The sequence below is a fragment of the Fontimonas sp. FW305-C-3 genome, from assembly GCF_058783185.1.
The window spans coordinates 1,293,332-1,318,981 of the sequence record NZ_JBYSYK010000001.1; the positions used below are offsets into that span (position 1 = coordinate 1,293,332).

At 64.8% G+C, this 25,650-nt stretch carries 28 protein-coding genes; 10 read left to right on the plus strand and 18 right to left on the minus strand.

Features of this window, described 5'->3' with window-relative positions; genetic code table 11:
* Nucleotides 1-47: 47 nt before the first annotated feature.
* The 15 genes from AC3WUF_RS05910 to AC3WUF_RS05980 all read right to left on the minus strand — a co-directional run bounded on the left by AC3WUF_RS05910 (nucleotide 48) and on the right by AC3WUF_RS05980 (nucleotide 13,625).
* Nucleotides 48-755 (minus strand): MlaA family lipoprotein, encoded by a 708-nt coding sequence (locus tag AC3WUF_RS05910; RefSeq protein WP_492423376.1) that lies wholly within the window; start codon nucleotides 753-755, stop codon nucleotides 48-50.
* Nucleotides 756-778: 23 nt separating this feature from the next.
* Nucleotides 779-1,048 carry an STAS domain-containing protein gene (locus tag AC3WUF_RS05915; protein WP_492423378.1) on the minus strand — a complete coding sequence of 90 codons (270 nt, stop codon included), beginning with the start codon at nucleotides 1,046-1,048 and terminating at the stop codon, nucleotides 779-781.
* Between the two features lie 11 nt (nucleotides 1,049-1,059).
* On the minus strand, nucleotides 1,060-1,695 hold the full coding sequence (locus AC3WUF_RS05920) for an MlaC/ttg2D family ABC transporter substrate-binding protein (RefSeq protein ID WP_492423380.1): 636 nt from the start codon (nucleotides 1,693-1,695) through the stop codon (nucleotides 1,060-1,062).
* Nucleotides 1,692-2,237 (minus strand): outer membrane lipid asymmetry maintenance protein MlaD, encoded by a 546-nt coding sequence (mlaD, locus tag AC3WUF_RS05925; protein ID WP_492423381.1) that lies wholly within the window; start codon nucleotides 2,235-2,237, stop codon nucleotides 1,692-1,694. Before mlaD ends, AC3WUF_RS05920 begins: the two co-directional genes overlap by 4 nt.
* A 21-nt stretch (nucleotides 2,238-2,258) precedes the next feature.
* Complete coding sequence (mlaE, locus tag AC3WUF_RS05930) at nucleotides 2,259-3,026, minus strand: lipid asymmetry maintenance ABC transporter permease subunit MlaE (protein ID WP_492423383.1); 768 nt, start codon at nucleotides 3,024-3,026, stop codon at nucleotides 2,259-2,261.
* Entirely contained in the window at nucleotides 3,023-3,847 is an 825-nt protein-coding gene (locus AC3WUF_RS05935; protein ID WP_492423385.1) for an ABC transporter ATP-binding protein, read from the minus strand. Before AC3WUF_RS05935 ends, mlaE begins: the two co-directional genes overlap by 4 nt.
* 88 nt (nucleotides 3,848-3,935) lie before the next feature.
* Nucleotides 3,936-4,589: a lipoyl(octanoyl) transferase LipB gene (gene lipB, locus AC3WUF_RS05940; RefSeq protein WP_492423387.1), complete on the minus strand. Its 654-nt coding sequence runs from the start codon at nucleotides 4,587-4,589 to the stop codon at nucleotides 3,936-3,938.
* Nucleotides 4,590-5,741 (minus strand): D-alanyl-D-alanine carboxypeptidase family protein, encoded by a 1,152-nt coding sequence (locus AC3WUF_RS05945; protein WP_492423389.1) that lies wholly within the window; start codon nucleotides 5,739-5,741, stop codon nucleotides 4,590-4,592.
* A 75-nt stretch (nucleotides 5,742-5,816) separates the two neighbouring features.
* On the minus strand, nucleotides 5,817-6,767 hold the full coding sequence (locus AC3WUF_RS05950) for a septal ring lytic transglycosylase RlpA family protein (RefSeq protein ID WP_492423391.1): 951 nt from the start codon (nucleotides 6,765-6,767) through the stop codon (nucleotides 5,817-5,819).
* Nucleotides 6,764-7,783, minus strand: a complete 1,020-nt coding sequence (locus AC3WUF_RS05955; RefSeq protein WP_492423393.1) for a lytic murein transglycosylase — start codon at nucleotides 7,781-7,783, stop codon at nucleotides 6,764-6,766. Before AC3WUF_RS05955 ends, AC3WUF_RS05950 begins: the two co-directional genes overlap by 4 nt.
* A gap of 20 nt (nucleotides 7,784-7,803) precedes the next feature.
* Entirely contained in the window at nucleotides 7,804-8,889 is a 1,086-nt protein-coding gene (rodA, locus tag AC3WUF_RS05960) for a rod shape-determining protein RodA (protein WP_492423395.1), read from the minus strand.
* Nucleotides 8,890-8,936: 47 nt separating this feature from the next.
* The gene (gene mrdA, locus AC3WUF_RS05965; protein ID WP_492423397.1) at nucleotides 8,937-10,994 is read right to left on the minus strand and encodes a penicillin-binding protein 2; all 2,058 of its coding nucleotides are present in this window, start codon (nucleotides 10,992-10,994) and stop codon (nucleotides 8,937-8,939) included.
* Between the two features lie 36 nt (nucleotides 10,995-11,030).
* The gene (gene mreD, locus AC3WUF_RS05970; protein ID WP_492423399.1) at nucleotides 11,031-11,516 is read right to left on the minus strand and encodes a rod shape-determining protein MreD; all 486 of its coding nucleotides are present in this window, start codon (nucleotides 11,514-11,516) and stop codon (nucleotides 11,031-11,033) included.
* The gene (gene mreC, locus AC3WUF_RS05975) at nucleotides 11,513-12,445 is read right to left on the minus strand and encodes a rod shape-determining protein MreC (protein ID WP_492423401.1); all 933 of its coding nucleotides are present in this window, start codon (nucleotides 12,443-12,445) and stop codon (nucleotides 11,513-11,515) included. The genes mreD and mreC overlap by 4 nt, the downstream gene beginning before the upstream one ends.
* A 142-nt stretch (nucleotides 12,446-12,587) precedes the next feature.
* Nucleotides 12,588-13,625 (minus strand): rod shape-determining protein, encoded by a 1,038-nt coding sequence (locus AC3WUF_RS05980; RefSeq protein WP_492423403.1) that lies wholly within the window; start codon nucleotides 13,623-13,625, stop codon nucleotides 12,588-12,590.
* Between the two features lie 244 nt (nucleotides 13,626-13,869).
* On the opposite strand from AC3WUF_RS05980, the gene gatC reads away from it, so the two are divergent.
* The 5 genes from gatC to AC3WUF_RS06005 all read left to right on the plus strand — a co-directional run bounded on the left by gatC (nucleotide 13,870) and on the right by AC3WUF_RS06005 (nucleotide 18,571).
* Entirely contained in the window at nucleotides 13,870-14,157 is a 288-nt protein-coding gene (gatC, locus tag AC3WUF_RS05985; protein WP_492423405.1) for an Asp-tRNA(Asn)/Glu-tRNA(Gln) amidotransferase subunit GatC, read from the plus strand.
* A 63-nt stretch (nucleotides 14,158-14,220) separates the two neighbouring features.
* Nucleotides 14,221-15,678 (plus strand): Asp-tRNA(Asn)/Glu-tRNA(Gln) amidotransferase subunit GatA, encoded by a 1,458-nt coding sequence (gene gatA, locus AC3WUF_RS05990; protein WP_492423577.1) that lies wholly within the window; start codon nucleotides 14,221-14,223, stop codon nucleotides 15,676-15,678.
* Between the two features lie 11 nt (nucleotides 15,679-15,689).
* Nucleotides 15,690-17,153, plus strand: a complete 1,464-nt coding sequence (gene gatB / locus AC3WUF_RS05995) for an Asp-tRNA(Asn)/Glu-tRNA(Gln) amidotransferase subunit GatB (protein ID WP_492423407.1) — start codon at nucleotides 15,690-15,692, stop codon at nucleotides 17,151-17,153.
* 72 nt (nucleotides 17,154-17,225) lie between these two features.
* Nucleotides 17,226-18,104: an Hsp33 family molecular chaperone HslO gene (gene hslO / locus AC3WUF_RS06000; protein ID WP_492423409.1), complete on the plus strand. Its 879-nt coding sequence runs from the start codon at nucleotides 17,226-17,228 to the stop codon at nucleotides 18,102-18,104.
* Entirely contained in the window at nucleotides 18,101-18,571 is a 471-nt protein-coding gene (locus AC3WUF_RS06005) for an SET domain-containing protein-lysine N-methyltransferase (protein WP_492423411.1), read from the plus strand. Before hslO ends, AC3WUF_RS06005 begins: the two co-directional genes overlap by 4 nt.
* Nucleotides 18,572-18,597: 26 nt before the next feature.
* Here the strand turns inward: AC3WUF_RS06005 and AC3WUF_RS06010 are convergent, their stop codons facing one another.
* The 3 genes from AC3WUF_RS06010 to AC3WUF_RS06020 form a co-directional block, all read right to left on the minus strand.
* The gene (locus AC3WUF_RS06010; RefSeq protein ID WP_492423413.1) at nucleotides 18,598-19,098 is read right to left on the minus strand and encodes a DUF411 domain-containing protein; all 501 of its coding nucleotides are present in this window, start codon (nucleotides 19,096-19,098) and stop codon (nucleotides 18,598-18,600) included.
* Between the two features lie 133 nt (nucleotides 19,099-19,231).
* On the minus strand, nucleotides 19,232-20,107 hold the full coding sequence (locus tag AC3WUF_RS06015; protein ID WP_492423414.1) for an OmpA family protein: 876 nt from the start codon (nucleotides 20,105-20,107) through the stop codon (nucleotides 19,232-19,234).
* Complete coding sequence (locus AC3WUF_RS06020; protein ID WP_492423416.1) at nucleotides 20,104-20,412, minus strand: DUF4398 domain-containing protein; 309 nt, start codon at nucleotides 20,410-20,412, stop codon at nucleotides 20,104-20,106. The genes AC3WUF_RS06015 and AC3WUF_RS06020 overlap by 4 nt, the downstream gene beginning before the upstream one ends.
* A gap of 262 nt (nucleotides 20,413-20,674) precedes the next feature.
* Here AC3WUF_RS06020 and AC3WUF_RS06025 point away from each other — a divergent pair, with 262 nt between their 5' ends.
* From AC3WUF_RS06025 to purU, 5 genes are read left to right on the plus strand one after another with little or no spacing between them, the layout of a single operon-like run.
* Nucleotides 20,675-21,457, plus strand: a complete 783-nt coding sequence (locus AC3WUF_RS06025; protein ID WP_492423418.1) for a DUF1295 domain-containing protein — start codon at nucleotides 20,675-20,677, stop codon at nucleotides 21,455-21,457.
* Between the two features lie 42 nt (nucleotides 21,458-21,499).
* Nucleotides 21,500-22,555: an SAM-dependent methyltransferase gene (locus AC3WUF_RS06030; protein ID WP_492423420.1), complete on the plus strand. Its 1,056-nt coding sequence runs from the start codon at nucleotides 21,500-21,502 to the stop codon at nucleotides 22,553-22,555.
* A gap of 39 nt (nucleotides 22,556-22,594) precedes the next feature.
* Entirely contained in the window at nucleotides 22,595-23,341 is a 747-nt protein-coding gene (locus AC3WUF_RS06035; protein ID WP_492423422.1) for a hypothetical protein, read from the plus strand.
* The gene (locus AC3WUF_RS06040) at nucleotides 23,338-24,729 is read left to right on the plus strand and encodes a thioredoxin fold domain-containing protein (protein WP_492423423.1); all 1,392 of its coding nucleotides are present in this window, start codon (nucleotides 23,338-23,340) and stop codon (nucleotides 24,727-24,729) included. The genes AC3WUF_RS06035 and AC3WUF_RS06040 overlap by 4 nt, the downstream gene beginning before the upstream one ends.
* A 43-nt stretch (nucleotides 24,730-24,772) precedes the next feature.
* A complete protein-coding gene (purU, locus tag AC3WUF_RS06045; protein ID WP_492423425.1) occupies nucleotides 24,773-25,642 on the plus strand; it encodes a formyltetrahydrofolate deformylase in 870 nt (289 codons plus the stop codon).
* Nucleotides 25,643-25,650: the final 8 nt, after the last annotated feature.

Here is a 25,650-nt window from a genome sequence, read left to right on the forward strand (position 1 = left end):
ACGCCGCGTCACGCAAGAATGCCCAGCGCCTGCGCGCAGGGCAAGCGCTATTCCGGCAGCTCCGGTTCCATCAGCTCCGCCGGCGGATTGCCGTCGTAGACCTCGTTGAGGCGTTGCTGCAGATAGAACGTGCGCATGAACACGTAAGGGTCGAGCTGCTGGTCGAGGATGGAATCGAAGTCGAGCAGGCCGACGCGGGCATCGATGGCCTTGACGCCGGCGGCCATGACGCTGTGGCGGAACTCGGCGTTCTCCATGTACGTCATCGGATCGGTCCAGTTGTCGCCGACACGACCGAGCAGATCGCGGTTGGAGCTCGGGCCGTAGAACGGCAGCATCAGATACCAGCCGTCGCCGACGCCCCAGCGCCCGAAGGTCTGGCCGAGGTCTTCATCGTTCTTCTTCCAGCCAACGATCGTTGCCGGATCGAGGAAGCCGGCCAGGCCGAACGTCGAGTTCAGCAGCAGGCGGCCGGTGTCCTGCGAGGCCTGCACGAACTTGCCCTGCAGCAGATCGTTGATGATCACGCGCGGGTAGAAAAAGTTGTCGATGAAGTTGCTGACGCCAGTGCGGATCGGCGAAGGCACAACCTTCACATAACCTTTGGCCACCGGCCTCAGGACGTACTTGTCGGCAGTGATGTTGAAGCTGTAGATCGGCCGGTTGATGACTTCCAGCGGATCGTTCGGTTCGTACGGCGAATTGTGCGCGCAGGCGCCGAGCAGGGCCGCCGACAGCACGGCAGCGATGCGCATCCCCATGGTTCCCCCAAATCGCATCAGGTCGTCGTGCCTATGCCCAATAGTTGGCTGATGCCGAAGAACTTCAGCAGATCCTGCAGCTGCTGTGGCGGATTGCTGATGACCAACTTGCCGCCCTTGCGGCGCACGCGCCGCGCCAGTTCCAGCAGCAGCGCCGTGCCGGCGCTGTCGACCTGCTGGACCTGCGCCAGATCGATCTGGCCGGTGGCGGCCATTTCATCGAGCCGCGCATACCACTGCGCGGCTTTCTCGAAGCTCAGGGCGTCGGCGGCCAGCTGGATCGTCACCGGGAACTCCGTTACTGCGCCGCGCTGACGGGCGGCTCTTCGAGCTTCACTTCACCCTTGCGCAGGCGATCGATGACGGCCGGAATGCCCTTGCTCTTGATCTCGGAATCGAGCTGTGTGCGGTAGTTGAGCACCAGCGAGATGTTCTCGGCCTTGATGTCCCAGATCTTCCACTCGGTGCCGGAATCGCGCATCGAGAACTGGATCGGGATCGGCGGCTTGCCATCCTTGCGGACGATCGTCGTGTCGACGCTGGCCTTCTTGCCGTCGATGCGCGCCGGCTTGATCTCGATCTCGATGCCGTCGTAGTACTCGAGCAGCTTGTCGGCATAGGACTCGATCAGCATGTCCTTGAAGGCATCGCCGAACTGGGTGATCTGTTCCGGCGTCGCGGTCTTCAGATGCGTGCCGAGAATGACCTTGGCGATGTACTCGGTATCGAAGTGCGGAACGATGGTCTTGTCGACCATGGCGTACAGCGCCTTGTTGTCCTTCTGGTAGGTCGCGACATTCTTCGCAATGTCCGCGCGCGCCTCATCGATGGCCGTCCGGATGATCTTGTCCGGTGCGACGTTCTCGGCGTGTGCCGCGACGCTCAGCGTCGCTGCGATGAAAAGGCTTGCCAGTGTGCTCAGACGCTTGATCACGGTGTTGCTCCTTTAGGCTGCTCGCCACCCTTGTTGGTGACGGCGTCAGCCAGTTTTCCCAGTGCTTCGGCGAGTTTGTCATTCCCGTCGTTCTTGTCGGAGGCGAGGAACTGGCCGATCAGGTTTTCCAGCACCACTGCGCCCTGGGTCAGGGACAGTTCGCTGCCGTCTGCCAGATACTCGTCCATGCCGCCTGCTTCCAGACCGATGTATTGCTCACCGAGCAATCCAGCGGTCAGGATTTTCGCGCTCGAGTCTTCGGGAATCTTGTCGTAGCTCTTCGCGATGTCCAGCGCGACGACGGCCTGGAAGCTGGCGGGATCGATCTGGATGGATTCGACCCTTCCGATCTTGACGCCGGCGACCGTAACCGCCGAACCCGCCTTGAGACCGCCGATGTTGTTGAACTTGGCGGTGACGCGGTAGGTATCGCCCTTCCCGTAGGAATCCAGACTCGCGACGCGGAAGGTCAGTACGAAGACGGCAGCGACGCCCAGACAGACGAAGAAGCCGACCAGAATCTCCAAAGCTCTCGATTGCATCGTCGTTTTACCTTGTGGCGCTTAATTGAACATGAACGCTGTGAGGATGAAATCCAGCGCGAGTATCGACAGTGAGGAAACAACGACGGTCGATGTTGTCGCGCGCGATACACCTTCGGAAGTGGGTGCCGCGTGATAACCCTGATAGACCGCGATCCAGCTGATCGTCGCACCGAACACGGTGCTCTTCAGAAAGCTCTGGCGCAGATCTTCGGCGCCGACGCTGGCGCGGATCTGCGACCAGTAACTTCCGGCATCGACGCCGAGCAGATCGACACCGATCGCATGTCCGCCGGCAACGCCGATCGCCATGACGCAGAAGATGCCGGCAAGCAGCGGCATGGCGATCAGGCCGGCAATGAAACGCGGCGCAATGACGCGGCGCATCGGATCGACCGCCATCATCTCCATCGCCGACAGCTGATCGGTCGCGCGCATCAGGCCGATTTCGGCGGCAAGTGCAGAGCCTGCGCGGCCGGCGAACAGCAGCGCGGTAACGACCGGCCCGAGTTCGCGGACGATGACCATCGCGACGAAGACGCCCAGCGATTCCTCGGCGCCGAAGCGCACGAGCGTGCGATAGCCCTGCAGCGCCAGCACCATGCCGACGAAGCTGCCGGAGATGACGATGATGATCATCGACAGCACGCCGACGCTGTACAGCTGCTGGACCACGATGCGCGGACGCATCAGCGCCGCCGGTATCGCGGCGAGAATCGAGAACAGGAAGAACTGCGCGCGGCCGAGGCCGGCGAGAAAAGCCGACAGCACCTGCCAGATGCCGGTCATGCGACGCTCCCCATCAGATCCTGCTCCAGGCTCGCGCCCTTGTAGTGGAACGGCACCGGGCCATCCGGCCGGCCGTCGAGGAACTGCCGCACGAGCGGCGAATCCGACTGGCGAATCTCGTCGGGCGTGCCCTGCACCAGCACGCGGCCATCCGCGATCAGGTACGCGTAGTGGGCGATCGTCAGCACTTCCTCGACGTCGTGCGAGACGACGACGCTGGTGATGCCGAGCGATTCGTTGAGCGAACGGATCAGGCGCATCAGCACGCCCATGCTGATCGGATCCTGGCCGGTGAACGGCTCGTCGTACATGACCATGTCCGGATCGAGCGCGATCGCGCGTGCGAGCGCGACGCGGCGCGACATGCCGCCGGACAGTTGTTCGGGATAGAGATCGCGTGCGCCGCGCAGGCCGACGGCTTCCAGCTTGAGCAGTACGATGTCGCGGATCAGTTCCGGCGCAAGCTTGGTGTGTTCGCGCAGCGGATAGGCGACGTTCTCGAAGACGGTGAGATCGGTCAGCAATGCGCCGTTCTGGAACAGCATGCCCATGCGCTTGCGCAGCCGGTACAGACCGGCGCGGTTGAGCTTGTGCACTTCCTCGCCGTCGAACTTCACGCTGCCGGCGCTCGGCTTCCACTGGCCGCCGATGATGCGCAGCAGCGTGGTCTTGCCGGTGCCGGACGGCCCCATGATCGCGGTCACGAGGCCGCGACGGATGTCGACATCGATGCCGTCGTAGATTTTGCGATTGGCATAGCCAAACGACAGGTCGCGGACGCGAACCAGGACATCAGCATTCTGTTCAGTGCTGTCGGTCATTCGTTATTCGATCTGCAGACGGGACGACGGGACAAGCTCGATGGCGGCATTGTAGCGAACCCGCCTGTCCATGCCTTGAACGCCGCGGTCAGCCCGGTGCGGGTTGTGACGCAATGCGCAGCAGAACATGCGGAATCAGGTCACTCCCTACCGTCGCCACAGTGCCGGGGCCGCCCAGATCAGCGACTTGCGTCATCCGCTGGCCGATATACCCGCAGGGATTGATCCTTGAAAACGGCTCCAAGTTCATTTTTACGTTCAATGACAGGCCGTGATACGTGCAGCCGCGGCGTACGCGCAGGCCCAGCGAGCCGATCTTGGCGCGACCGGGCAGGTCGCCGGCGCGGTCGACATAGACGCCCGGCGCCTGAGGGTCGGCCTGTGCGCTGATCGCGTAGCCGGCGAGGGTGTCGATCATCGACTGCTCGATGCGCGTCACCAGGCTGCGGATGCCGTAGCCGAGGCGCTGCAGATCGAGCAGGAAGTAGACAACGAGCTGACCAGGGCCGTGATAGGTGATCTGGCCGCCACGGTCGGACTGCACGACGGGAATGTTACCGGCGGCCAGGATGTGCTCCGGCTTGCCGGCCTGACCCTGGGTGAAAACCGGCTCGTGCTCGAGCAGCCACAGCTCGTCTGGCGTATCGGCCGTGCGCGCATCGGTGAATGCGCGCATCTGCGCGAAGGTCTCGCCGTAGTCGCAGCGGCCCAGGTTCCTGATCAGGGGCGCTGCCGGGGGCACTTAGATGCCCAGCCAGAGACGGATGGTGTCGATCAGGCGGATGAAGAAACCGCCCTGTTCGATGGGCTGCAGCGCGACCAGATCGACCGTGCGCAGCACCTTGCCGTCGACCGACAAGGTCGCCGAGCCGAGCACCTGGCCGACGGTCACCGGCGCAATGACCGGCTCCGGCTTCAGCTGTGTCGTGACCTGGACGTTGCCGCCGGTGCCGCGTGGCAGCGCCAGCACCACGGCTTCCTGCACGCCGTAAGTGAGGCGGTCGGTGGCGCCCTTCCAGACGCGCAGATCGCCGGCCGGCTTGTCGGCGCCGAAGAACATGGCGTTCTCGTAGAAGCGGAAGCCGTAATCAAGCAGCGTCTTGGCCGCCTGCGCGCGCTGACGCGTGCCGGCAGTGCCCATGACAACCGCGATCAGGCGGCGGCCGTCGCGGACCGACGAGCCGGCGAGGCAGTAGCCCGCGGCATCGGTGTGGCCGGTCTTGATGCCGTCGGCGCCCGGATCCATGTCGAGCAGCAGGTTGCGGTTGCCCTGGCGGATCTGGCTGCCGTGGCCGAACGTGAACTCGCGCTCGCTGAACATCTTGTAGCCCTCGGGGAAGTCGCGGATCAGCGCCTGTCCGAGCAGCGCCACGTCATGGGCGGTCGTGTAGTGGTTCGGCGAGGGCAGGCCGGTCGCGTTCTCGTAGTTCGTGTTCTTCATGCCGATTGCCGCGGCATGCTTGTTCATCAGCTGCGCGAAGACAGACTCGTCGCCGGCGATGTGCTCGGCGATCGCGACGGTCGCATCGTTGCCGGACTGCACGATCGAACCCTGTTCGAGATCGCTGAGCTTCACCGTCTTGCCGACTTCGACAAACGTGCGCGAGCCCGGCGTGCGCCAGGCCTTCTCGCTGATCAGCACGTCGTCGGTGCCGTGGATGTTGCCCTTCTGCAGCTCATCGAAGGTGATGTACGACGTCATGATCTTCGTGATGCTGGCCGGCTCGACGCGCTGATCGCCGTTGAACTCGGCGAGCACCTGGCCGCTGGCGAAGTCGAGCAGTACGTAGCTGCGCGCTTCCAGGGCCGGCGGCGTGGGAATGTCGGCAACGGCCTGCGTGGCGGCGGACAGGGCGAGGACAGCCAGGCACAACGAGCGGATCAAGGGCTTCATATCGAACAGTGAACGCAGGGAGAATGGGTTTCGGCAGGCGCGCAGTTTATCGCAACAGCGCAGGCAGGCCCGCGCTCAATGCGCCGGGACCGTTGAGTAACCCAGCGAGCGTAGCGCCGCCTCGGCGTTGTGCAGGGCGGCCAGGTCGCTGAAGGGTCCGAACACGACCCGGTGCACCGCCAGGCCGTTGGACTCGCTGACGACGATCTGCGCGTCCTTGCGGCCGCGGCGCTTGAGCTCCTCGCGCATCTGCACCGCATTGATCGGATCGGCGAACGCGCCGACCTGCAGCCAGGCATTGTTCTTCGCGGTCGGCGGCAAGGCATCGACGGTCGCGGTGACCGGCACGCTGCTGCGCCCGCCGTCCGATGCGACGGCAGTCGGCGTATCCATCGGGTCTAGTGCGGTGACTTCGACCTGGGTGCTGCCGTGATCGAGCATGCCGAGCCGCGCCGCCGCCGCATAGGACAGGTCGATGACCCGATCGGAATGGAACGGCCCGCGATCGTTGATGCGGACGATGACGCTCTTGCCGCTGTCCAGGCGCGTGACGCGCGCGTAGGTCGGCAAGGGCAGCGACTTGTGTGCCGCGGTCATCTTGTACATGTCGTACTTTTCGCCGCTCGCGGTGTTGTGCCCCTGGAATTTCTTGCCGTACCAGGAAGCCCCGCCGCGCTCGCTGTAGCCTTCGGCGTCCGACAGCACACGGTAGGTCTTGCCGAAGACTTCGTAGACCGGTGAATTGCCGCTGCGCGAGCGAGGTTCTCGGCGGGGGATGGCGTCCGGCGTGTTCTCGATGCCATCCGGCACCTCCGAGCGATCCGGATAGGCATCCTTTTCCATGCTGTAGCGACCGGCATTGGTGACCGGCTTGCCGGATCGCTGCGACGGCAGATCAGGATGCGAGTTGGGTCCTCGCGGCGGATACGAGCTGGGTCCGCGGGGCGGCAGCGGACCGCAGGCGGTCAACGCCGCCAGCGTCAGCAGCGCAAACAGCCATGCGACTGGCCGTTGCCGGCAACTCAATCCGCGATCCTGTTGACGGCCGCGGCGTCGCTGGCGGCCTGCATGCTGTCTTCGATGCGCTGCGACAGCCGCGTCACCGCCATGCCGTAGAACACGCGCGGGTTGTAGGTCATCACCGAATAGAAGTTCGGCAGCGCCACCCAGTATTCGTTGCTGCCGTCGTCGAGCGGCAGTTCAAGAATGCCGAGCGCCTGGTCTTCCGGCAGCGTGACGGCAATCTCGATGCCGAGCTTCTTCAGCTCGGAGGCGCGGTAGTTGGTCTGCCGTCCGTTGACGACCGTGCCCTTCTTCAGCGCATCGCCGCGCAGCTGCGCGGGTATCGCGAGCGGCTCGCCGCGCCGCCAGGCGCGATTGCGGTCGTAGGCGGTGAGATAGCGTGCGATCGAGCCGATCGCGTCCGGCAGCGTCCACAGATCGCGCTTGCCGTCGCCGTCGAAATCGATCGCGAGCTTGCGGTAGTTGCTCGGCATGAACTGCGCGGCACCCATCGCGCCGGCGTAGGAGCCCTTCGGCCCGTCTGGCGGAAAGCCGAAATCGCGACAGAACGCAAAGTACTCGGTGAGCTCGCTGAAGAAGAACGTCTGCCGCGTCGGATGATCGAAGCCCTGCGTGCTCAGCGCATCGAGCACGCGCACCGAGCCGGTGATGCGGCCGAAGCGGGTTTCGATGCCGAGGATGCCGGCGATGACCGCCGGCGAAACGCCATACTCGAGTTCCGCACGCGCAAACCACGGCGCATACAGCGCAAGCGCTTCGATGCCGCCATTGATGCGGCTGTCGTCGATGCGACGCGAATACTGCGTCCAGGTTTCGGTCTTCTCCGGTGCCTTCTGTTCGCGCTCGACCAGCTGCGGCAGGCGTTCGGCGCTGAGCAGCGCCTGCCTGACGCTGTCGAGCTCGGCCGCGGTGAACGCGTAATCCGTGCTCAGCCGTTGCAGCAGCTCCGGCACGCGAGGGTGATTGCTGTAGTCGGCCTGCGCATTGACGCCAAACAGCATCATGGCAAGCGCCGCCATGGGGGCCTGCAGACGATTCGTCACTTTGAGAGCAGTTTTCGATGGGTATGGATCGACATCAGCATACCGAAGCACGCCAGCAACGACACGGCCGAGGTGCCGCCGTAGCTGATCAGCGGCAGCGGCACACCCACGACGGGCAGCAGGCCGATGACCATGCCGACGTTGATGAAGACGTAGATGAAGAAGGTCAGCGACAGCGCGCCGCCCAGCAGACGCTGATAGGTGTCCTGGGCGCGCAGCGAGATCCACATGCAGCGGCCGATGATGGCGACGTAGAGCAGCAGCAGCGCAATCACCGCGAGCAGGCCGAGTTCCTCGGCGAATACCGCGAAGATGAAATCGGTATGCGCTTCGGGGAGAAAATCGAGCTTGGCCTGTGTGCCGTTGAGCCAGCCCTTGCCGAACAGGCCGCCGGAGCCGATCGCGATCTTCGACTGCGTGATGTGATAGCCGGCGCCGAGCGGATCGCTCTCCGGATCGAGCAGGGTCAGGATGCGTTTCTGCTGGTACTCGTGCAGGCGCTCCCACAGCAGCGGTGCGGCGGCGCCGACGGCGGCCAGGCTGCCGATGATGTAACGCCATTGCAGGCCGGCGAGAAACAGCGCGAAGCCGCCGGCGGCGACGATCAGCAGTGCAGTGCCGAGATCGGGTTGATCGAGGATGAGGCCGACCGGGATGCCGATGATGATCAGCGTGATGAAGATCGTCATCAGGCTTGGCGGCAAGCGTCGGTGATGGAGGAATGCGGCGACCGTCATCGGCATTGCCAGCTTCATGATTTCCGAAGGCTGGAAGCGGATCACGCCAAGGTCGAGCCAGCGCTGCGCGCCCTTGGCATGATCGCCAAGCACCAGCACGAGCACGAGCAGCAGCGTGGTGAACAGGTAAGCCCACGGCGCCACGGTGCGATACAGATCCGGCGGTGCCTGCGCGACCGCAATCATCGCAAACACGCCCAGGGCGACGCGCTGCGCCTGGCTCCACACCGCCGGCATCGAATGTCCGGACGCGGAGTACTGCACGAACATGCCCAGGCCGGCGATGCCGAGCAGCATCAGCAGCAGCGGCAGGTCGATATGCCAGGTGAGGAACATGTCGCCCATGCCAGGTTCGGGGCGCCGCGACCGGTTGCCGTGTAGTACGTGCGAAATCACTGGGGCGCTCCGTTCGGCGTCGGCGCCGCTGTGGCCTTGGGCTTGGGCGTCGGGGTGGGGGCGGGGGCGGGCTTCGCCGTGGTCGCCGGCGCTGCCGCGCCTGGCGTCGCCGAGGGTGCTGACGCGGCGCCGGGCGTGGCGGGGATGACGCCGTCCGGTCCCGGAGTGGCGACAGGCACGCCGTAACGCACCTCGCCGAGCATGTACTGATCCAAGACCTTGCGTGCCATCGGACCGGCATTGGTACTGCCGCCACCGGCGTGTTCGGCAATCACCGCGATGGCGATGCGTGGCTCATCGACCGGCGCGAAGGCGATGAACAACGCGTGATCGCGCAGATGGACCGGAGTTTCTTCGAGCGTCGGCGCCTTCTTCTCGTCCTGGCGCAGGCCGGCGACCTGCGCGGTGCCGGTCTTGGCGGCCATCGTGTATGCCGCGTCCTTGCCGACCTTGAACGCCGTGCCGGTCGGCGACTGCGCGGTTTCGTGCATCGCTTCGATGACGGTTTCCCAAGTCTTGTTGTCCTTGAGCACAATCGGCTCCAGCGCCTTGGGCGTTTCGTCGACGCGTTGGCGCGTGATCGGGTCTTCCACCGAAGCCAGCAGGTGCGGCACGAAGCCGCCGCCGCGCATCGCGATGCGCGCGGTCATCTGTGCGAGCTGCACCGGCGTCACCAGCGTGAAGCCCTGGCCGATGCCGATGTTGAGCGTTTCGCCCGGATACCAGTTTTCCTTGCGCACGCGCTGCTTCCACTCGCGCGAAGGAAACAGGCCGTTCTTCTCCTGCGGCAAATCCAGGCCGGTGGCGACACCGAGACCGAAGCGGGTCATCGCGTCATGGATGCGATCGATGCCCAGCGACATCGCGAGCTGGTAGAAATAGATGTCACAGGAGCGCATGACGCCGGCCTTCATGTCGGCCCAGCCATGGCCGCTGCGCTTCCAGCAACGATATTTGCGCGAAGAGCCGGGCAGTGACATTTCGCCGCGGCAGAATTCGCTGTGGCCCGGATCGACGACGCCGTACTCGAGCCCGGCGAGCGCCATCGCCGGCTTGACCGTCGAGCCGGGCGGATAAGTGCCCTGCAGCGCGCGGTTGTAGAGCGGCCGGCCCGGATCGTCGAGCAACGCCTTGTAGGTCTTGCTGTCGATGCCGTCGACGAAGCCGTGCGGGTCGTAGCCGGGCTTGCTGACCAGCGCGATCACCTCGCCATTGCGCGGGTCGATCGCGACGATCGACCCGTTCAGCTCGCCGAGCGCGTCTTCGGCGACTTTCTGTACCTTGCTGTCCAGCGACAGAAACAGGTTGCGTCCCGGATAGCCGCGCCGGTACTCAAGCTCGCGCAGCGGCCGGCCATAGGCATTGGCTTCGATGATCTTGGCGCCGGGTTCGCCGCGCAGCAAGTCTTCATGGCTCTTCTCGATGCCGACCTTGCCGATCTGGTCGATGCCCTGATAGGCCTTCTCGTCGATCGTCTGCAGTTCTTTTTCGGTGATGCCGCTGACGTAGCCGATGACGTGCACCGCGCTGGCGCCCATCGGATAGTTGCGCGACAGGCCGGCGATCACTTCGGCGCCGCGATACTCGTGACGGTTGATCTCGTAGCGCGCCACCTCCTCGATCGACAGGTTGGCGCGCAGCGGCACGCCGCGATAGCGCGGTGTCTTGCGGACGCGGTCCTTGAAGCGCTCGATGTCGTTGTCGTTGAGGCTGACGACCTTGCCGATCTCGCTCAGCAGCAAATCGACGTTATCGACCTGTTCCGAGGTCACCTCGAGCACGAACGACGGCTGGTTCTGCGCGAGGATGACTCCGTTGCGGTCGTAGATCAGACCGCGGACCGGCGCGACCGGCACGACGCGCATGCGGTTCTCGTCGGCGCGCGTGGAGAAGTAGGCGTAGTCGGTGACTTGCAGATCGATCAGGCGCGTGATCAGCGCAACAAGGCCGAACGCGGCGAGGATCGCCGCGGTGATGCTGCGGGTCAGGAAGGTGTTGCGCTCAGCCTGGATGTTCTTGAGCGCGTCGCGCCGCCGCCGCGGTCCGAAGATCATCGGCCGGCACTGCGCGGTTGATGCTGGCGGCGGGCGTCAGTCATCCTCTTCGGGTCTGCGCACCGCTTCCATCACGCTGAACAGCAGCGGCCAGAACAGCGTGGTCGACAGCACCGGCAGCCAGCGCAGCCAGTCGTCGGCCTGATGGCGCGTCACGCCGTCGATCCAGAACATCACGAAGCTGTACAGCGCCCAGGCCGGGATCAGCGCGAACGTCGCCTGCCACAGCGGAAACAGGATGAAGATGCTGCGCAGTCGCTCGACGACGTAGACGACCAGGATCAGCGCCAGGCCGTGCTGGCCGAGTGTCGTGCCGAACAGCACGTCGAGGATCAGCCCGCAGACAAAGGCCGGCAGCAGCGTCGAGATGCGCGGCTCGCGCAGCGCCCAGTAGGCCAGCACCAGCGGCACGCACAAGGGGCGCGCGGCGGCCAGCAGCTCCGGCAGCTGGATCAGCTGCAGCAGCAACGCCAGCAGCAGGCTGACGGCGAATCCGATCAGTACGGTGCGTGTCGGCGTCATGGCGTCGGCTCGCTGGCTGAGGCCGCAGGTTCGCTGGCCGCGGGCTCGTCCGGCTCGTCGCCGATCGGGCTGCCGTCGGCGTCGGTCTGCACGCTTTCGCTCCAGACCAGCAGCGCCTGGCGGCCCTGATTCAGATGCGCGGCCGGTGATGCGTAGGCTTCCATGAAGTGCTCGCCGGCAACGTGCTTGACCTCGTAGACGGTGCCGACCGGATAGCCGGCCGGGAAGCGGCCGCCAAGGGCGGACGACACCAGCACGTCGCCGACCTTGATGTCGGCATTGCTGGCGAGGAACGGCAGGCGCAGGCCGCGGTCCGCCGCACCGATCGCGATCGTCTGCATCGCGGTGCGGTTGAATTCGATCGGAATGCCGTGATCGGGGTCGGTGATCAGCAGCGCCTTGGAGTTGCGATGGCCGACATCAACCACCTGGCCGAGCACGCCGTGTGCATCGACCAGCGCCTGGCCCTTGTAGACGCCGTCGGCGCTGCCCTTGTTGAGTGTGATCTGGTTGCGATAGGGGTCCTGGTTGATCGCGATGATCTCGGCGATCAGAACCTCATCCTCGATGCGCGCCGCGGAAGCCAGCAGTTCGCGAATGCGGCGATTCTCGGCTTCGAGGGCGTCGAGCTGCAGCAGGCGCGCCTCGAGCAGGACCAGGCGCTTTTTCATCTCCTCGTTCTCGCGCTGGAGCGTCTCGCGCGAGCTCAGGGTGTCGGCGGCATCCTGCACATGCCCGGGCGTCGAGGCGACCCAGACCAGCGGGGCGAGCATGAACGACAAGGCCGAGCGCAGCGGCTGCAGATCGTCGCCGCGGCTATCGTTGAAGATCAGCGCGATCGAGATCGCCATCAGCAGAAACGTACGCAGACCCAGGCTCGGCCCTCGAGGGAACAGGGGGCGGTGATGGGACTCGGGCAGCGTATTCAAGTCAGTGCGCTAGTAGGGCCGATGGACGTGCTTTCATCTACGCGGTCGCAGCTGCCGGCTGCGCAGAATGCGGCCAAGCATAGGGGGCGCAGCGCGTGGGATCAACGCGTGCGGTGAAGGCCACCGCACGCATCGGTCCGGTTCAATCGAGGCTGTAGAAGTCCGACTGACGGTCCAGCATGTCGAGCACCATGCCGCCGCCGCGGGCGACGCAGGTCAGCGGATCGTCGGCGATGATCACCGGCAGGCCGGTTTCCTCGGAGATCAGCTTGTCGAGGTCGCGCAGCAGGGCGCCACCGCCGGTCAGGACGATGCCGCGCTCGGCGACGTCCGAGCCCAGTTCCGGCGGGGTGCGCTCGAGCGCCTGCTTGACCGCCTTGACGATGCCCGACAGCGGTTCCTGCAGGGAGTCGAGGATCTCGTTGGAGTTCATCGTGAAGTTGCGCGGCACGCCGGCGGCCAGATGGCGGCCGACGACGTCGATTTCCTGGACTTCATGGCCCGGGAAGGCGGTGCCGATCTGGATCTTGATGCGCTCGGCGGTCGCTTCGCCGATCAGCATGTTGTACTGGCGGCGCACATAGGAAACGATCGCCTCGTCGAACTTGTCGCCGCCGATGCGGACCGACTCGGCGTAGACGATGCCGTTGAGCGAGATGACCGCGACTTCCGAGGTGCCGCCGCCGATGTCGACGACCATCGAGCCGCGCGCTTCGCCGATCGGGATGCCGGCGCCCAGTGCAGCGGCGATCGGTTCCTCAATGACCCAGACCTTGCGCGCGCCGGCGTTCTCGACCGACTCGCGGATCGCACGGCGTTCGACCTGGGTCGAGCCGTACGGCACGCAGACGACGACGCGGGTCATCGGCCGCATCATGCGGCCCTTCTGCACCTTGCGGATGAAATGCTGCAGCATTTTCTCCGTGACGGTGTAGTCGGCGATAACGCCGTCGCGCAGCGGGCGCACGGTCGTGATGTTGGTCGGCGTGCGGCCGAGCATCTGCTTGGCTTCGATACCGACCGCCTCGACCTTCTTGGCGCCGCGCGAATCCATGCGGATCGCAACGACGGAAGGTTCGTTGAGGACGATGCCCTCATCGCGGACGTAAACCAGGGTGTTGGCAGTACCCAGATCGATGGAAAGGTCGTTTACAAACAGACGGCGGACGGCGTCAAACATCTTTCTGGCCTGATGCTCTTGGTATGAATTGCGGAAGCGGAATTTTGTCGTATGCCCGCCGTGTTCGGCCGGCTGCGCAATCCAGTAGAATTGTGCATCCGCACATATTAAACGATTTTCCAGCAGCGACGGACGCTGATCTTGGCACCGTTTTGGCTGGAGTGTGCAGACCACCCCGCGGGCCGGCGCGAGCGCACTACCCCACGCTTGCTGACCGCCCCATGAACCTGGACCCTGGCTGGATATGAGCCTGACGATTGAACAAGTGCAGCAAGTTGCCCAGTTGGCCCGCCTGGCCCTGCAGCCCGAGCAGGCCACGCAGTATGCCCGCCAGCTGTCGAACATCTTCGATCTGGTCGGCCAGCTTGACCAGGCCAATACCGAAGGCGTCACGGTCATGGCGCACCCGTTGGACCTGCATCAGCGCCTGCGTCCGGATGCCGTCACCCAGGCCAACGAGCGCGAGACCTTCCAGTCGATCGCGCCGGCAGTGGAAAACGGCCTGTACCTGGTCCCCAAGGTCATCGAATAACCGGGTAGCGGCGTCGCTTTGACGATCCCCGAACCCAACCTCGAAGCCGAATCTCGAATGAGCATGCACACACTTTCCATCAAGGCCCAGGCCGAAGGCCTGCGCGCCAAGAAGTTCTCTTCCCGCGAGCTGACCCAGCACTACCTCGGGCGCATCGAGGCGCACGACCAATCGCTGAACAGCTACATCAGCGTCACGCCGGACCAGGCCCTGGCCCAGGCTGCCGCCGCCGATGCCGTCCTGGCCGCCGGCGCCGGCGGTATGCTGACTGGTATCCCGTTGGCGCAGAAGGACATTTTCTGCACGAAAGGGGTTCGGACCAGCTGCGGCTCGAAGATGCTCGACAGCTTCGTCGCGCCTTACGACGCGACCATCGTCAAGAAGCTGCACCAGGAAGCCGGCATGGTCATGCTCGGCAAGTGCAACATGGACGAGTTCGCGATGGGCTCGTCGAACGAGACCAGCTGGTACGGCGCGGTCAAGAACCCTTGGGACACGACGCGCGTGCCGGGCGGCTCCTCCGGCGGCTCGGTGGCCGCAGTCGCCGCCGGCCTGGCGCCGGTCGCGACCGCTACCGACACCGGTGGCTCGATCCGCCAGCCCGCCGCGCTGACCAATCTGACCGGCATCAAGCCGACCTATGGCCGCGTTTCGCGCTTCGGCATGATCGCCTTCGCGTCGAGCCTCGACCAGGCCGGCGTCGTTGCGCGTTCCGCCGAGGACAGCGCTTACGTGCTGCAGGCGATGAGCGGCTTCGATCCGCTGGATTCGACCAGCATCGAGCGCCCGGTCGACGATCTGGTCGGCAGCCTGGGCAATTCGATCAAGGGCCTGCGCATCGGCCTGCCGAAGGAATATTTCGCCGACGGCATGGCCGATGGCGTGCGCGAGCGCGTCATGGCGGCGGTCAAGCAGTTCGAGCAGCTCGGCGCGGTGATCTCGGAGATCTCGCTGCCGAACTCGCCGCTGTCGGTGCCGACCTACTACGTCGTCGCGCCGGCCGAGGCCAGCTCCAACCTCGCGCGCTTCGACGGCGTGCGCTACGGCCACCGCGCCGAAGGCGCAAAGAACCTCAACGACCTGTACCGTCGCTCACGCGCCGAAGGCTTCGGTGCCGAAGTGCAGCGCCGCATCATGATCGGCACCTATGTGCTCAGTCACGGTTACTACGACGCCTACTATCTGAAGGCGCAGAAGGTCCGCAAGCTGATCTACGAGGACTTCAAGCGCGCCTATCAGACGGTCGATCTCGTGCTCGGCCCGACCGCGACCGACGTCGCGTTCAAGCTCGGCGCCAAGACCGACGATCCGGTCGCGATGTACTTGAACGACATCTACACGATCGCCGCCAACCTCGCGGGCATCCCGGCCATGAGCCTGCCTTGCGGTTTCGTCGACGGCCTGCCGGTCGGCATGCAGCTGATGGGCAATTTCTTCGACGAGGCGCGTCTGCTCAACGCGGCGCACCAGTATCAGCAGGCGACCGATTTCCACACGCAGATGCCCAAGGCATTCGCGTAAGAGCAACGAACATGGCTTACGACACCAAAACCTGGGAAGTTGTCATCGGACTGGAAGTGCACTGCCAGCTCCGCACCGTTTCGAAGATTTTCTCCGGCGCGGCGACGCAATACGGCGCCGAGCCGAACACGCAGGCCGACGCGGTCACGCTCGGCATGCCCGGCGTGCTGCCGGTGCTCAATGCAACGGCGCTGGAGATGGCGATCAAGTTCGGCCTGTCGGTCGATGCGCAGATTGCCGAGCGCTGCGTGTTCGCGCGCAAGCATTACTTCTATCCGGATCTGCCGAAGGGCTATCAGATCTCGCAGTACGAACTGCCGATCGTCTACAACGGCCATCTCGATATCGAGCTGCCGGACGGCAAGGACAACGTCATCACCAAGCGCATCGGCATCACCCGTGCGCACATGGAAGAAGACGCCGGCAAGTCGATGCACGAAGGTTTTGTCGGCACGTCCGGCATCGACCTCAACCGCGCCGGCACGCCGCTGATCGAAATCGTCTCCGAGCCGGACATCCGCTCGGCAGCCGAGGCCGTGGCCTATTTGAAAAAGCTGCACCAGCTCGTCGTCTACCTCGGCGTCTGCGACGGCAACATGCAGGAAGGTTCGTTCCGCTGCGATGCCAACGTGTCGGTGCGCAAGTGGGGCGCCGAGAAGTTCGGCACCCGCACCGAAACCAAGAACGTCAATTCCTTCCGCTACGTCGAGAAGGCGATCGAGTTCGAGATCGAGCGCCAGATCGAAGTCATCGAAGGCGGCGGCAAGATTGTCCAGGAAACGCGCCTGTTCGATCCGGGCACCGGCGAAACACGCTCGATGCGCACCAAGGAAGACGCCAACGACTACCGCTACTTCCCGGATCCGGACCTGCTGCCGGTGATCGTCACGCAGGCCGACATTGCCCGCGCGCGCAGCGAACTGCCGGAACTGCCGGAAGCCAAGAAGCTGCGCTTCATGGCGCAGTACGGCTTGTCGAAGTACGACGCGACCGTGCTGACCGGCGAAGCGCCGCTCGCCGATTACTACGAAGCCGTCGTGCGCACTTCGGGCGGCGATCCGAAGAGCTGCGCCAACTGGGTCTCGACCGACCTGCTCGGTGCGCTGGGCAAGCTCGGCAAGGAAATCTCCGATTCGCCGATCAGCGCGACGATGCTCGCCGGTCTGGTCGCGCGCATCGCCGACAAGACCATCTCCGGCAAGCTCGCCAAGGATGTTTTCGAAGCCATGCTCAATGGCGAAGGCGATGCCGACGCCATCATCAAGGCCAAGGGCCTGGTGCAGATCACCGACGAGGGTCCGATCCTCGCGGCGATCGCCGACGTGATGGCGAAGAACCCGCAGCAGCTGGCCGACTACCGCGCTGGCAAGGACAAGCTGCTCGGCTTCTTCGTCGGCATGGTCATGAAGGCGACTCAGGGCAAGGCAAATCCGGATCTGGTCAATCAGTTGCTGAAGGACAAGCTGCCGGGTTGAAGGCCCGCCGTCTGTTTTTTTCGCGGCGATGGCGTGCTTGAGTTTTGGACGTTGCGGCACCACTGATCGGGTATGAATCAACTCACCGAATTCCTGTTTCCGGAGCTTGGCGTGCGCGGTGCCGTCGTCGAGTTCGACGAGGGCATCGAGGCGATGCTCGGCTCGCGGCCGTATCCGCCGGATGTGCGGCGGTTGCTGGGGCAGGCGGTCGCGGCGATGCCGCTGCTGGCAGCCAACACGAAGTTCGAAGGCCGCATGAGCCTGCAGTTCCAGGGCAAGGGCAAGCTGTCCATGCTGGTCGCGCAGATCGAGCGCGATCTGCAGCTGCGCGGCATGGCCAAGTGCAGCGCCGACGCCAGCGGCGACTTCATCGCGCTGATGCAGGGCGGGATGCTTGGTTTGCTGCTCGAACCCGAGCGCGGTTCGCAGACCTATCAGGCCGTCGTCGCGATCGAGGGCGACAGCTTCGCCGCGGCGCTCGAAGCCTATTACCTGCGGTCGGAGCAGATTCCGTCCCTGATGCGTCTCGCAGTTGGCGGGCCGGGCACCGATGGGGGCATTCGCGGCATCGTTCTGCAGCGCCTGCCGCTGGGCGAAAAGGGCAGCAGTACGGAGAACTGGGAGCTGATCCAGGCTCTGTTCGGCACGCTCGGCGAAGCCGAACTGGCGGCAACGCCGGTGAAGAAAATCCTGCATCGGCTGTTCCACGCCGAAGATCTGCGCCTGTTCGAACCGCGTCAGGTCCATCTGAGCTGTCGCTGCAGCCGGCCGAGCATCGCGACGATGCTGCTGTCGCTCGGCGAGAACGAGTTGAACGAGCATCTGGCGGAACACCAGCAGATCGACGTGACCTGCGAATTCTGCGGGCGGCAGTATCTGTTCAAGCGCGCGGACGTCGACGAACTGCTGCTCGCGGCGCGCACGCAGCCCGCCACGCCGACGCTGCAATGATCCTGCCGCGCTATCGCGTCGAGGCGTCGCGGATCAAGGGTGCCGGCAAGGGCCTGTTTCTCGACGAGCCCATCGCGCGCGGTCGGGTCATCGTCGCGCCGGACAATATTCACACCGTCTGGTCCGAGTCGCGGCTACGCCAGTTCCCGGCCGACTCGATCGAAGTCGAATCCAGCGTCCGCTGGTTCGAGGATCAGTTTTCGCTGACGCCGGAATGGTCGGACGAGTGCTACGTCAATCACTCGTTCGCGCCGACCGCGCTGTGGCACCTCGGATTCATCTTCGCGCTTGACGACCTGGCGGTGGATGCGGAGATCACGATGGACTACCGGCACGTCATCGGCGATGGCGAGCGCATGCCGTTCTTGGATTCGGAAACCGGCCGTGAAATCGTCGGTTTACCCTGGACGCGGGTACTCGGCGACGGGGCCGCGGCACTGCTGGCCCTGTTTCCGGCATCGGGCTAGGGGCGGCAACGCCCCGTGAATCCTGCTCAGGACGGGTCGGTGCCGCCGTGACGGGCGAAGACCTCAGTGCTGCCGTCGCGTTTCACCAATAGGGTCTCGTACGAATCTCGACGGTCGCCCTGTTCCATCCCGGGCGAGCCGATCGGCATGCCCGGCACCGCGAGCCCAAGCGCATCGGGACGCTCGGCCAGCAGGCGCCGGATGTCTTCGACGGGGACGTGCCCCTCGACGAAATAGCCGTCGACGACGGCGGTGTGGCAGGACGCCGCGTCGAGCGGCACGCCGAGCTGGGTTTTGAGCGGGGTCATCGCGGCGGTGTCGCGCGGTTCGACGGTCAGGCCGGCGCGGCGCAGATGTTCGATCCAGGCGTTGCAGCATCCGCAGGTTGGACTCTTGTAGACGACGACTGCACTGCTGTTGGCAATGACCGTCTGTGCCGTCAGCCACCACGCCAGTAATCCGCCGGCAGCGACGAACAGCAGCGCGGTCGACAGCAACAGCGTGACGCGTTTACGGGATATTTGCATGGGATCGCTCCGTGACCGGCGTCAGTTGGCAGCGGTCAGTTCAAATGTAATGACTGGTTTGCCCAGCCGTCTGGCAAGCCACGGCCGGGCAGGGAGCCCGTCGCATGCGACGGGCTCCCCTTGCAACGGTTGCTCAGTTGTTGGCGATGACGATTTCGACACGACGGTTCTGCTGGCGTCCAGCCGGCGTCCCGTTGTCGGCCACCGGCAGCGACTCACCCTTGCCGACCGCGGTCACGCGCGAAGCCGCGATGCCCTGCGTGAGCAGATAGACGCGAACCGCATCGGCGCGGCGCTGCGACAGTGCGAGGTTTGCCTCATCGCTGCCCGAGCTGTCGGTGTGCCCTTCAATGACGACCGCACGTTCCGGATGCTTGTTGAGGAAAGCCACCAGCTTGTCGAGACGTTGCTGCGAGCCGGCCTTGAGTTCCGACTTGCCGGACGCGAACAGCACATCGCCCAGCGTCATCACCAGACCGCGCGAAGTCTGCTTGGCCTGCAGATCTTCCATCTGCCGGCGCAGTTCCTCGGCCTCCGCGCGTGCAGCCAGCGCAGCCTGCTGGGCTGTCGCGGCGGCGGCCTGCTGCTGCTGTGCCTCGGCGATCGCCCGCTGTGCCTGCGCCTTGGCGGATTCGGCCTCGGCGGTGCGCGCATCGAGACGGATCGATTCGCGCGCTTCGGAGAGGCCCTTGCGAGCGTCCTCGGCAATGCGCTTGTCGGCCTGGGCACGCGCGATCGCGACCTTGCGTTCGGCGATGTAAACCGCCTGCGCGCCAGCGACCTTGTCTTCAGTCGGGACTTCCGCGATGCGGACCGCCGCTTCGGCGTCCTGCAAAGCCACCGGCGCGCGGCTGGCATAGGCAGGATCGGTCTGCAGCGAAGTCAGCTCGGCGCGGACGCGATCGGCGCCGTCCGGCTTGGTGATCGTCGCGCAGGCCGCGAGCAACAGCGCTGCGGCGGCGATAGGAGCGAGCCGCAGGCCCGCAGGAACGTTGTGAAGGCCGATCATGGCGTGGCTCCCGAGTTGCGGTTCATTTCCTGGCGCAGAGTTTCATTGCTCTTGCGCAACTCGTCGTTCACGGCCTGAGCCTTGGCGGCGGCCGTCTTGGCGGCAGCCAGTTCGGCATCCAGGCGAGCCTGCTCCGCCAGCCTGGCGGCCAGTTCCATTTCCTCGCGGGCGACCGCTTCGCGGGCCTGGACGATCTTCTCGCGGGCGCTTTTCAGCTCCGGCGATGCGTAGTCCGTCACACCAGCTTCCTGGGCGATATTGACGGCGCGCTCGGCGGCGCTGAGCCTGTCGGTGGGCGGCGGCATCGAAGCGCAGGCTGTGAGGCCTAGCACCGTCAGCGCCGCGAGCGTGCCGACGCGGACAGACCTTGTTGTAGATGTACGGCTTCTCATGCAACCCTCCCTAGGGTTATTGAAGTACTTAGAGGAACATCGGTGACTGCCTTGCGCCGTGCCCGTCTATTGCGGGTCGTCGGCGTGGCCTGACATCGAATCTACATCATTGCGTCGTCACCCTGAGCACTCAGAAAAAGTGACGACCCAGTAGCCAGTATAGGATTCGGCGGATATGAACTCTGTAGATATTTTGTTGGTATCCATCGTGCTGGTCGTTGTGGCAAAGACCGGCGCCTGGCTGTGGCAATTGAAGACGCGCAACGCCGGCATGGTCGACGCGATCTGGGCCTGCACGCTCGGCGGACTTGCCGTGGTCTACGCAGCGGCCGGTGATGCTCCAGCGGGCCTGCGCATCCTGCTCGCACTGATGGGCGGAGGTTGGGGCCTGCGTCTCGGCGTGCATCTGTGGATCCGCAACTACGGCAAGCCGGAAGACTGGCGCTATGCGCGCCTGCGCGAAGAGTGGGGCGCAGCGGCAAACGGCAAGATGTTCTGGTTTTTCCAGTTCCAGAATGTCTTCACCTTGCTGCTCGCTGCATCCGCCTTCATGCCGGTTGCGTATCGGTCGGGCATGCCGCCGATGTGGGCGATCGTTTTCGCGATTGCGCTCTGGCTGCTGTCGGTTTTCGGCGAAGGACTGGCCGATCGCCAGATGGAGGCTTTCCGCGCCAATCCGGCGAACAAGGGAAAGGTCTGTCGCGACGGTCTGTGGCGCTATTCAAGGCACCCGAACTATTTCTTCGAATGCCTGCACTGGCTGGCCTATGCGCCGCTGGCGATCGGCGGCGGTGTCTGGGGCTGGGCGGTGCTGATCGCGCCGGTCGTCATGGCTTTCCTGCTGCTGAAGCTGTCCGGCGTGCCGATGCTGGAGGCGGAGATGGTGCAGCGCAAGCCGGGGTATGCGGAGTACCTGCGCACGACCAGCGCGTTGATTCCCTGGCCGCCGCGCAAGTGATTGTGTTTCAAGCAGCACACCTGATCTCACTTAAGAGTTTGAATGAACATTATTGATCTGTGCGAACGCGGCCTGATTCCCGACCGTCTGACGCGGCTCGGCATGCGCCAGCTGATGAAGCAACGTCTCGCCGACGAAGCGGCCGATGACGGCGAGCGGCGTTCGCAGCGATTCAATCAGTTCCTCGGCGAACTGCGCAGCAGCCCGATCGCGATCGACACGAGCGCTGCGAACAGCCAGCACTACGAAGTGCCGGCCGAGTTCTTTCACATTCATCTCGGGCCGCGGCTCAAATACTCCTGCGCCTTGTATCCGACCGGCAATGAGACGCTGGCGCAGGCCGAAGAGCTGATGCTGCAGACCTACGCGGACCGCGCGCAGCTGCAGGACGGCCAGCGCATGCTCGATCTCGGTTGCGGCTGGGGTTCGCTGTCGTTGTGGCTGGCCGAGCGTTATCCGAATTCGCAGATCGTCGGCCTGTCGAACTCGCATGGCCAGCGCGAATACATCCTGCGCCGGGCCGCGGAACGCGGCCTGCGCAATCTGACGATCGTCACCGGCAACATTGTCGAGTTCGATTTCGGCACACATGGCGTCGCCGAGGCGCTGGGCGAGGGCTTCGATCGCGTGCTGTCGATCGAGATGTTCGAGCACATGAAGAATTACGGCCTGCTACTCGCCAAGGTCGCGCGCTGGATGAAGCCGCAGGCCAAGCTGTTCGTGCACATCTTCGTGCACAAGCTGCTGGCCTATCACTTCCAGGCTAAGGACCAGACCGACTGGATGTCGCAGTACTTCTTCACGGGCGGCACGATGCCGAGCGAGAACCTGCTGCTGAACTTCCAGGACGATCTGCGCATGGTCCAGCAATGGTGGGTCTGTGGCACGCACTACGAGCGCACGTCGAATCACTGGCTGGACGGCATGGATCAGAACCGCGACCGCATCATGGCGGTGTTTCGCGCCGGTTACGGGCCCGATCAGGCCACGGTGTGGTTCCAGCGCTGGCGGATGTTCTACATGGCCGTGGCCGAGCTGTTCGGCTATGCCGGCGGTAACGAGTGGGGCGTTGCACATTATCTGTTCGAGCGGCGCTAGACTGACTGCCGCTGGACGAAACGGACCGAGGATCACGTCATGCTGATACGCCTGTTCGCTGCCCTGTCTCTGCTCTGTGCCGTGTCGCCGGCGATGGCGGAAACCCTGAGTTTCTACGGCTACGCCTTCGACCTGAAGACCGGCAAGTACCTCTACACCGAAGTCCAGCAGCAGGATCTCGATGCACAGGGCAAATGGATCGGCGGCAAGGTGCGCTATGTGCTGCCGGACGGCGGCTCACTCGGCAACAAGACGCTCGATTTCTCGGCGGATCCGTATGTGCCGGTGTACCGCATGGAGCTGCCGCTGAGCAGCTACAGCGAAGGCATCACCGGCAACGGCGATCCGATCCTCGTGCAGCGCCAAGAGAAGGACAAGAAGCTGGAGACCGAGTCGATCAAGCGCGATGGACCGACCTGCGCCGATGCCGGCTTTCACAGTTTCCTGCTCGATCATTTCGATCGCCTGATGAAGGGCGAGAAGGTCAATCTCAAGCTCGTCGTCGCCGGCGGTCTCGATCAATTCAAGTTCCGCGCGCGGCGTATCGAAGACACGACGTTCGAGGGCAAGCCGGCGGTACGCTTCTACGTCGAGCCGGATTCCTTGCTGCGTTTCGTCGTCGATCCGCTCGAGCTGACCTACGACGAGAAGACCCGCCAGCTGCTCGAGTATCGCGGCATGTCGAACGTGATCAATCCGGCGACCGGAAAACTGTTCGTGACGCGCATTTCCTATTTCTCGAAGACCCCGGATGGCGTCAGCAATCTGCCGCCGCTGACGCCGTGAAGTTGCTGGCACGCGCGCCGGTCTGCGCGCTGCTCGCGGCGCTGGCGCTGGCCGGCTGCAAGGATCGCCAGGCCGCGACTGCACCCGGCGAAGCCGGTGCGGAACCTGCGGCCACCGTGGCGGCGCCGGCTGCCGAAGCCTTGACGTTCGAGCAGGCCCAGGCGCTCGCCAAGCAGCGTCAGCAACCGCTGATCGTCGATTTTCACGCGCCCTGGTGCTACTCCTGCTACTACATGGCGACGCATGTCCTCAGCGGGCCGCAATGGCAGGCCGTCGAGGCGCGCAGCGTGGTCGTCGAGGTCGATGCTGATGCTCCCGAGGGCGCGGCGCTCAAGGAGCAGTACGGAGTCAAGGCGCTGCCGAGTTATCTGGTGCTCGATGCGCAGGGGCAGGAACTTGGGCGCATTCTCGGCGAGCAGACGCGCGCGGATTTCTACGCGGCGCTCGAAGGCATGTTCGCCCGCAGCGGCGGCGTTGCCGCGCTGGCCAAGCAGGTCGTCGACGCCAGCGATGCGAGCCTGCAGGCGGCGCGCGCCGTGCTGCAGTCCTACCACGCGCGCTATGACACCGCCGGCGCGCTCGCCTGGCTGCAGCAGCTACCGGAAGCCGTGCAGGCTGCAATCGACGCCGACGCCGCCAGTGCGGCCTGGCTGGCGCGCCTGCGTTTCCTGCAGGCGGCGAAAGCCGACGACACCGCGGCCTGCCTGACGCTGGGCGAAGCCGTGCTCAAGCTGGATCTTGGCTGCGAGCGCTCGTACGAGCTGTCGCGCTACATGGAATGCGCCGCCAAGTCACCGGACGCGGCAAAGCGCCTGCAACCGCAGCGCGCGGCGATCGAACAGCTGGTCGAGTCGCGGGTGTTCGGCGAACCGCGCTGTGCCGACGAGCGTTCGGCGATTCTCGCCGCGAGCGACCTGCAGGGCGCGCTTGGCGATCGCGCGGCGCAGCAGACTCTGCTCGAGCGTGCGATCGACCGTAGCGCCGAGCGCCTCGACGGCGATCTGGCGCACGATCGCAATCAGTCCGACAACCTGCGGGTCTATATGGATCAGTTGGCCGAACTGACCGGCGACTACACGGCGACCGACGCGCTGCTGCTGCAGCTGATCGAGGCCTACCCGGACGACTACGTCTACGCCTTCCGCCATGGCCGCAGCCTGCTCAAGCGCGGCAAGCCGGCGGAAGCGCTGCCGTTTCTCGAGCGGTCGGCGGGTCTTGCCTACGGCATCAACCGCATCAAGGTTGCCGAGCAGCGCGTGCAAGCCTTGCTGGCGCTGGATCGTGCCGGCGATGCGCGCAAGGTCGTTGCCGAGACGCTCAAGGCCAACGGCCCGTGGTTCGCGACCGAGGCCGCCGCACTCAAGGCGCTGTTGCCACCCGCCGCTTGAGCGGTTCGCCAAGGCGCGCGGAAAACGCTATAAAGCGCGCCGCATGACCACCGAAGCCGAAACCACCGCGCGCCTGCTAATCGCCTGTCCGGACCGTCCGGGCATCGTGTCGGCAGTGACAACCTTCCTGTTCCAGCACGGCGTCAACGTCACCGAACTGGACCAGCACTCGACCGACCCCGAAGGCGGGCGATTTTTCATGCGCCTGGAATTCCAGACGCCGCACCTGGACGTCTCACGCAGCGCCTTCAAGCAGGCCTTTGCCGAGGCGGTGGGGCAGCGCTTCGACATGGACTGGCATGTCAGCTACGCAGCCGATCGCCTGCGCATGGCGATCCTCGTCTCGAAGCACGACCACGCGCTGATGGAACTGCTGTGGCGCTGGCAGCGCGGCGAGCTGCGCGTCGACATTCCGGTCGTGATTTCCAATCACGCGGATCTGCGCGAAGCGGTCGAGCGTTTCGGCGTGCGCTTCGAGCATGTCGCGATCGACGCGTCTACGCATGCAAATGCCGAGGCGCGGATGCTGGAGATTCTCGGCGACCGCGCGGACTTCATCGTACTCGCGCGCTACATGCGCATCCTGTCGGCGGATTTCGTCGCGCGCTATCCGACGCGCATCATCAACATCCACCACAGCTTCCTGCCGGCCTTCGTCGGCGCCGATCCCTACCAGCAGGCCTACGATCGCGGCGTCAAGCTGATCGGCGCCACGGCGCACTACGTGACGTCGGATCTCGATCAGGGGCCGATCATCGGCCAGGACACGGCCATGGTCTCGCACCGCCACGAAGTGCCCGACCTGCGCGACCTCGGCCGCGATCTGGAGCGCCAGGTCCTGGCGCGCGCCGTGCGCTGGCACGTCGAGGATCGCATCATCGTCAACGGCAACAAGACGATCGTGTTCGTCTAGGACATAAA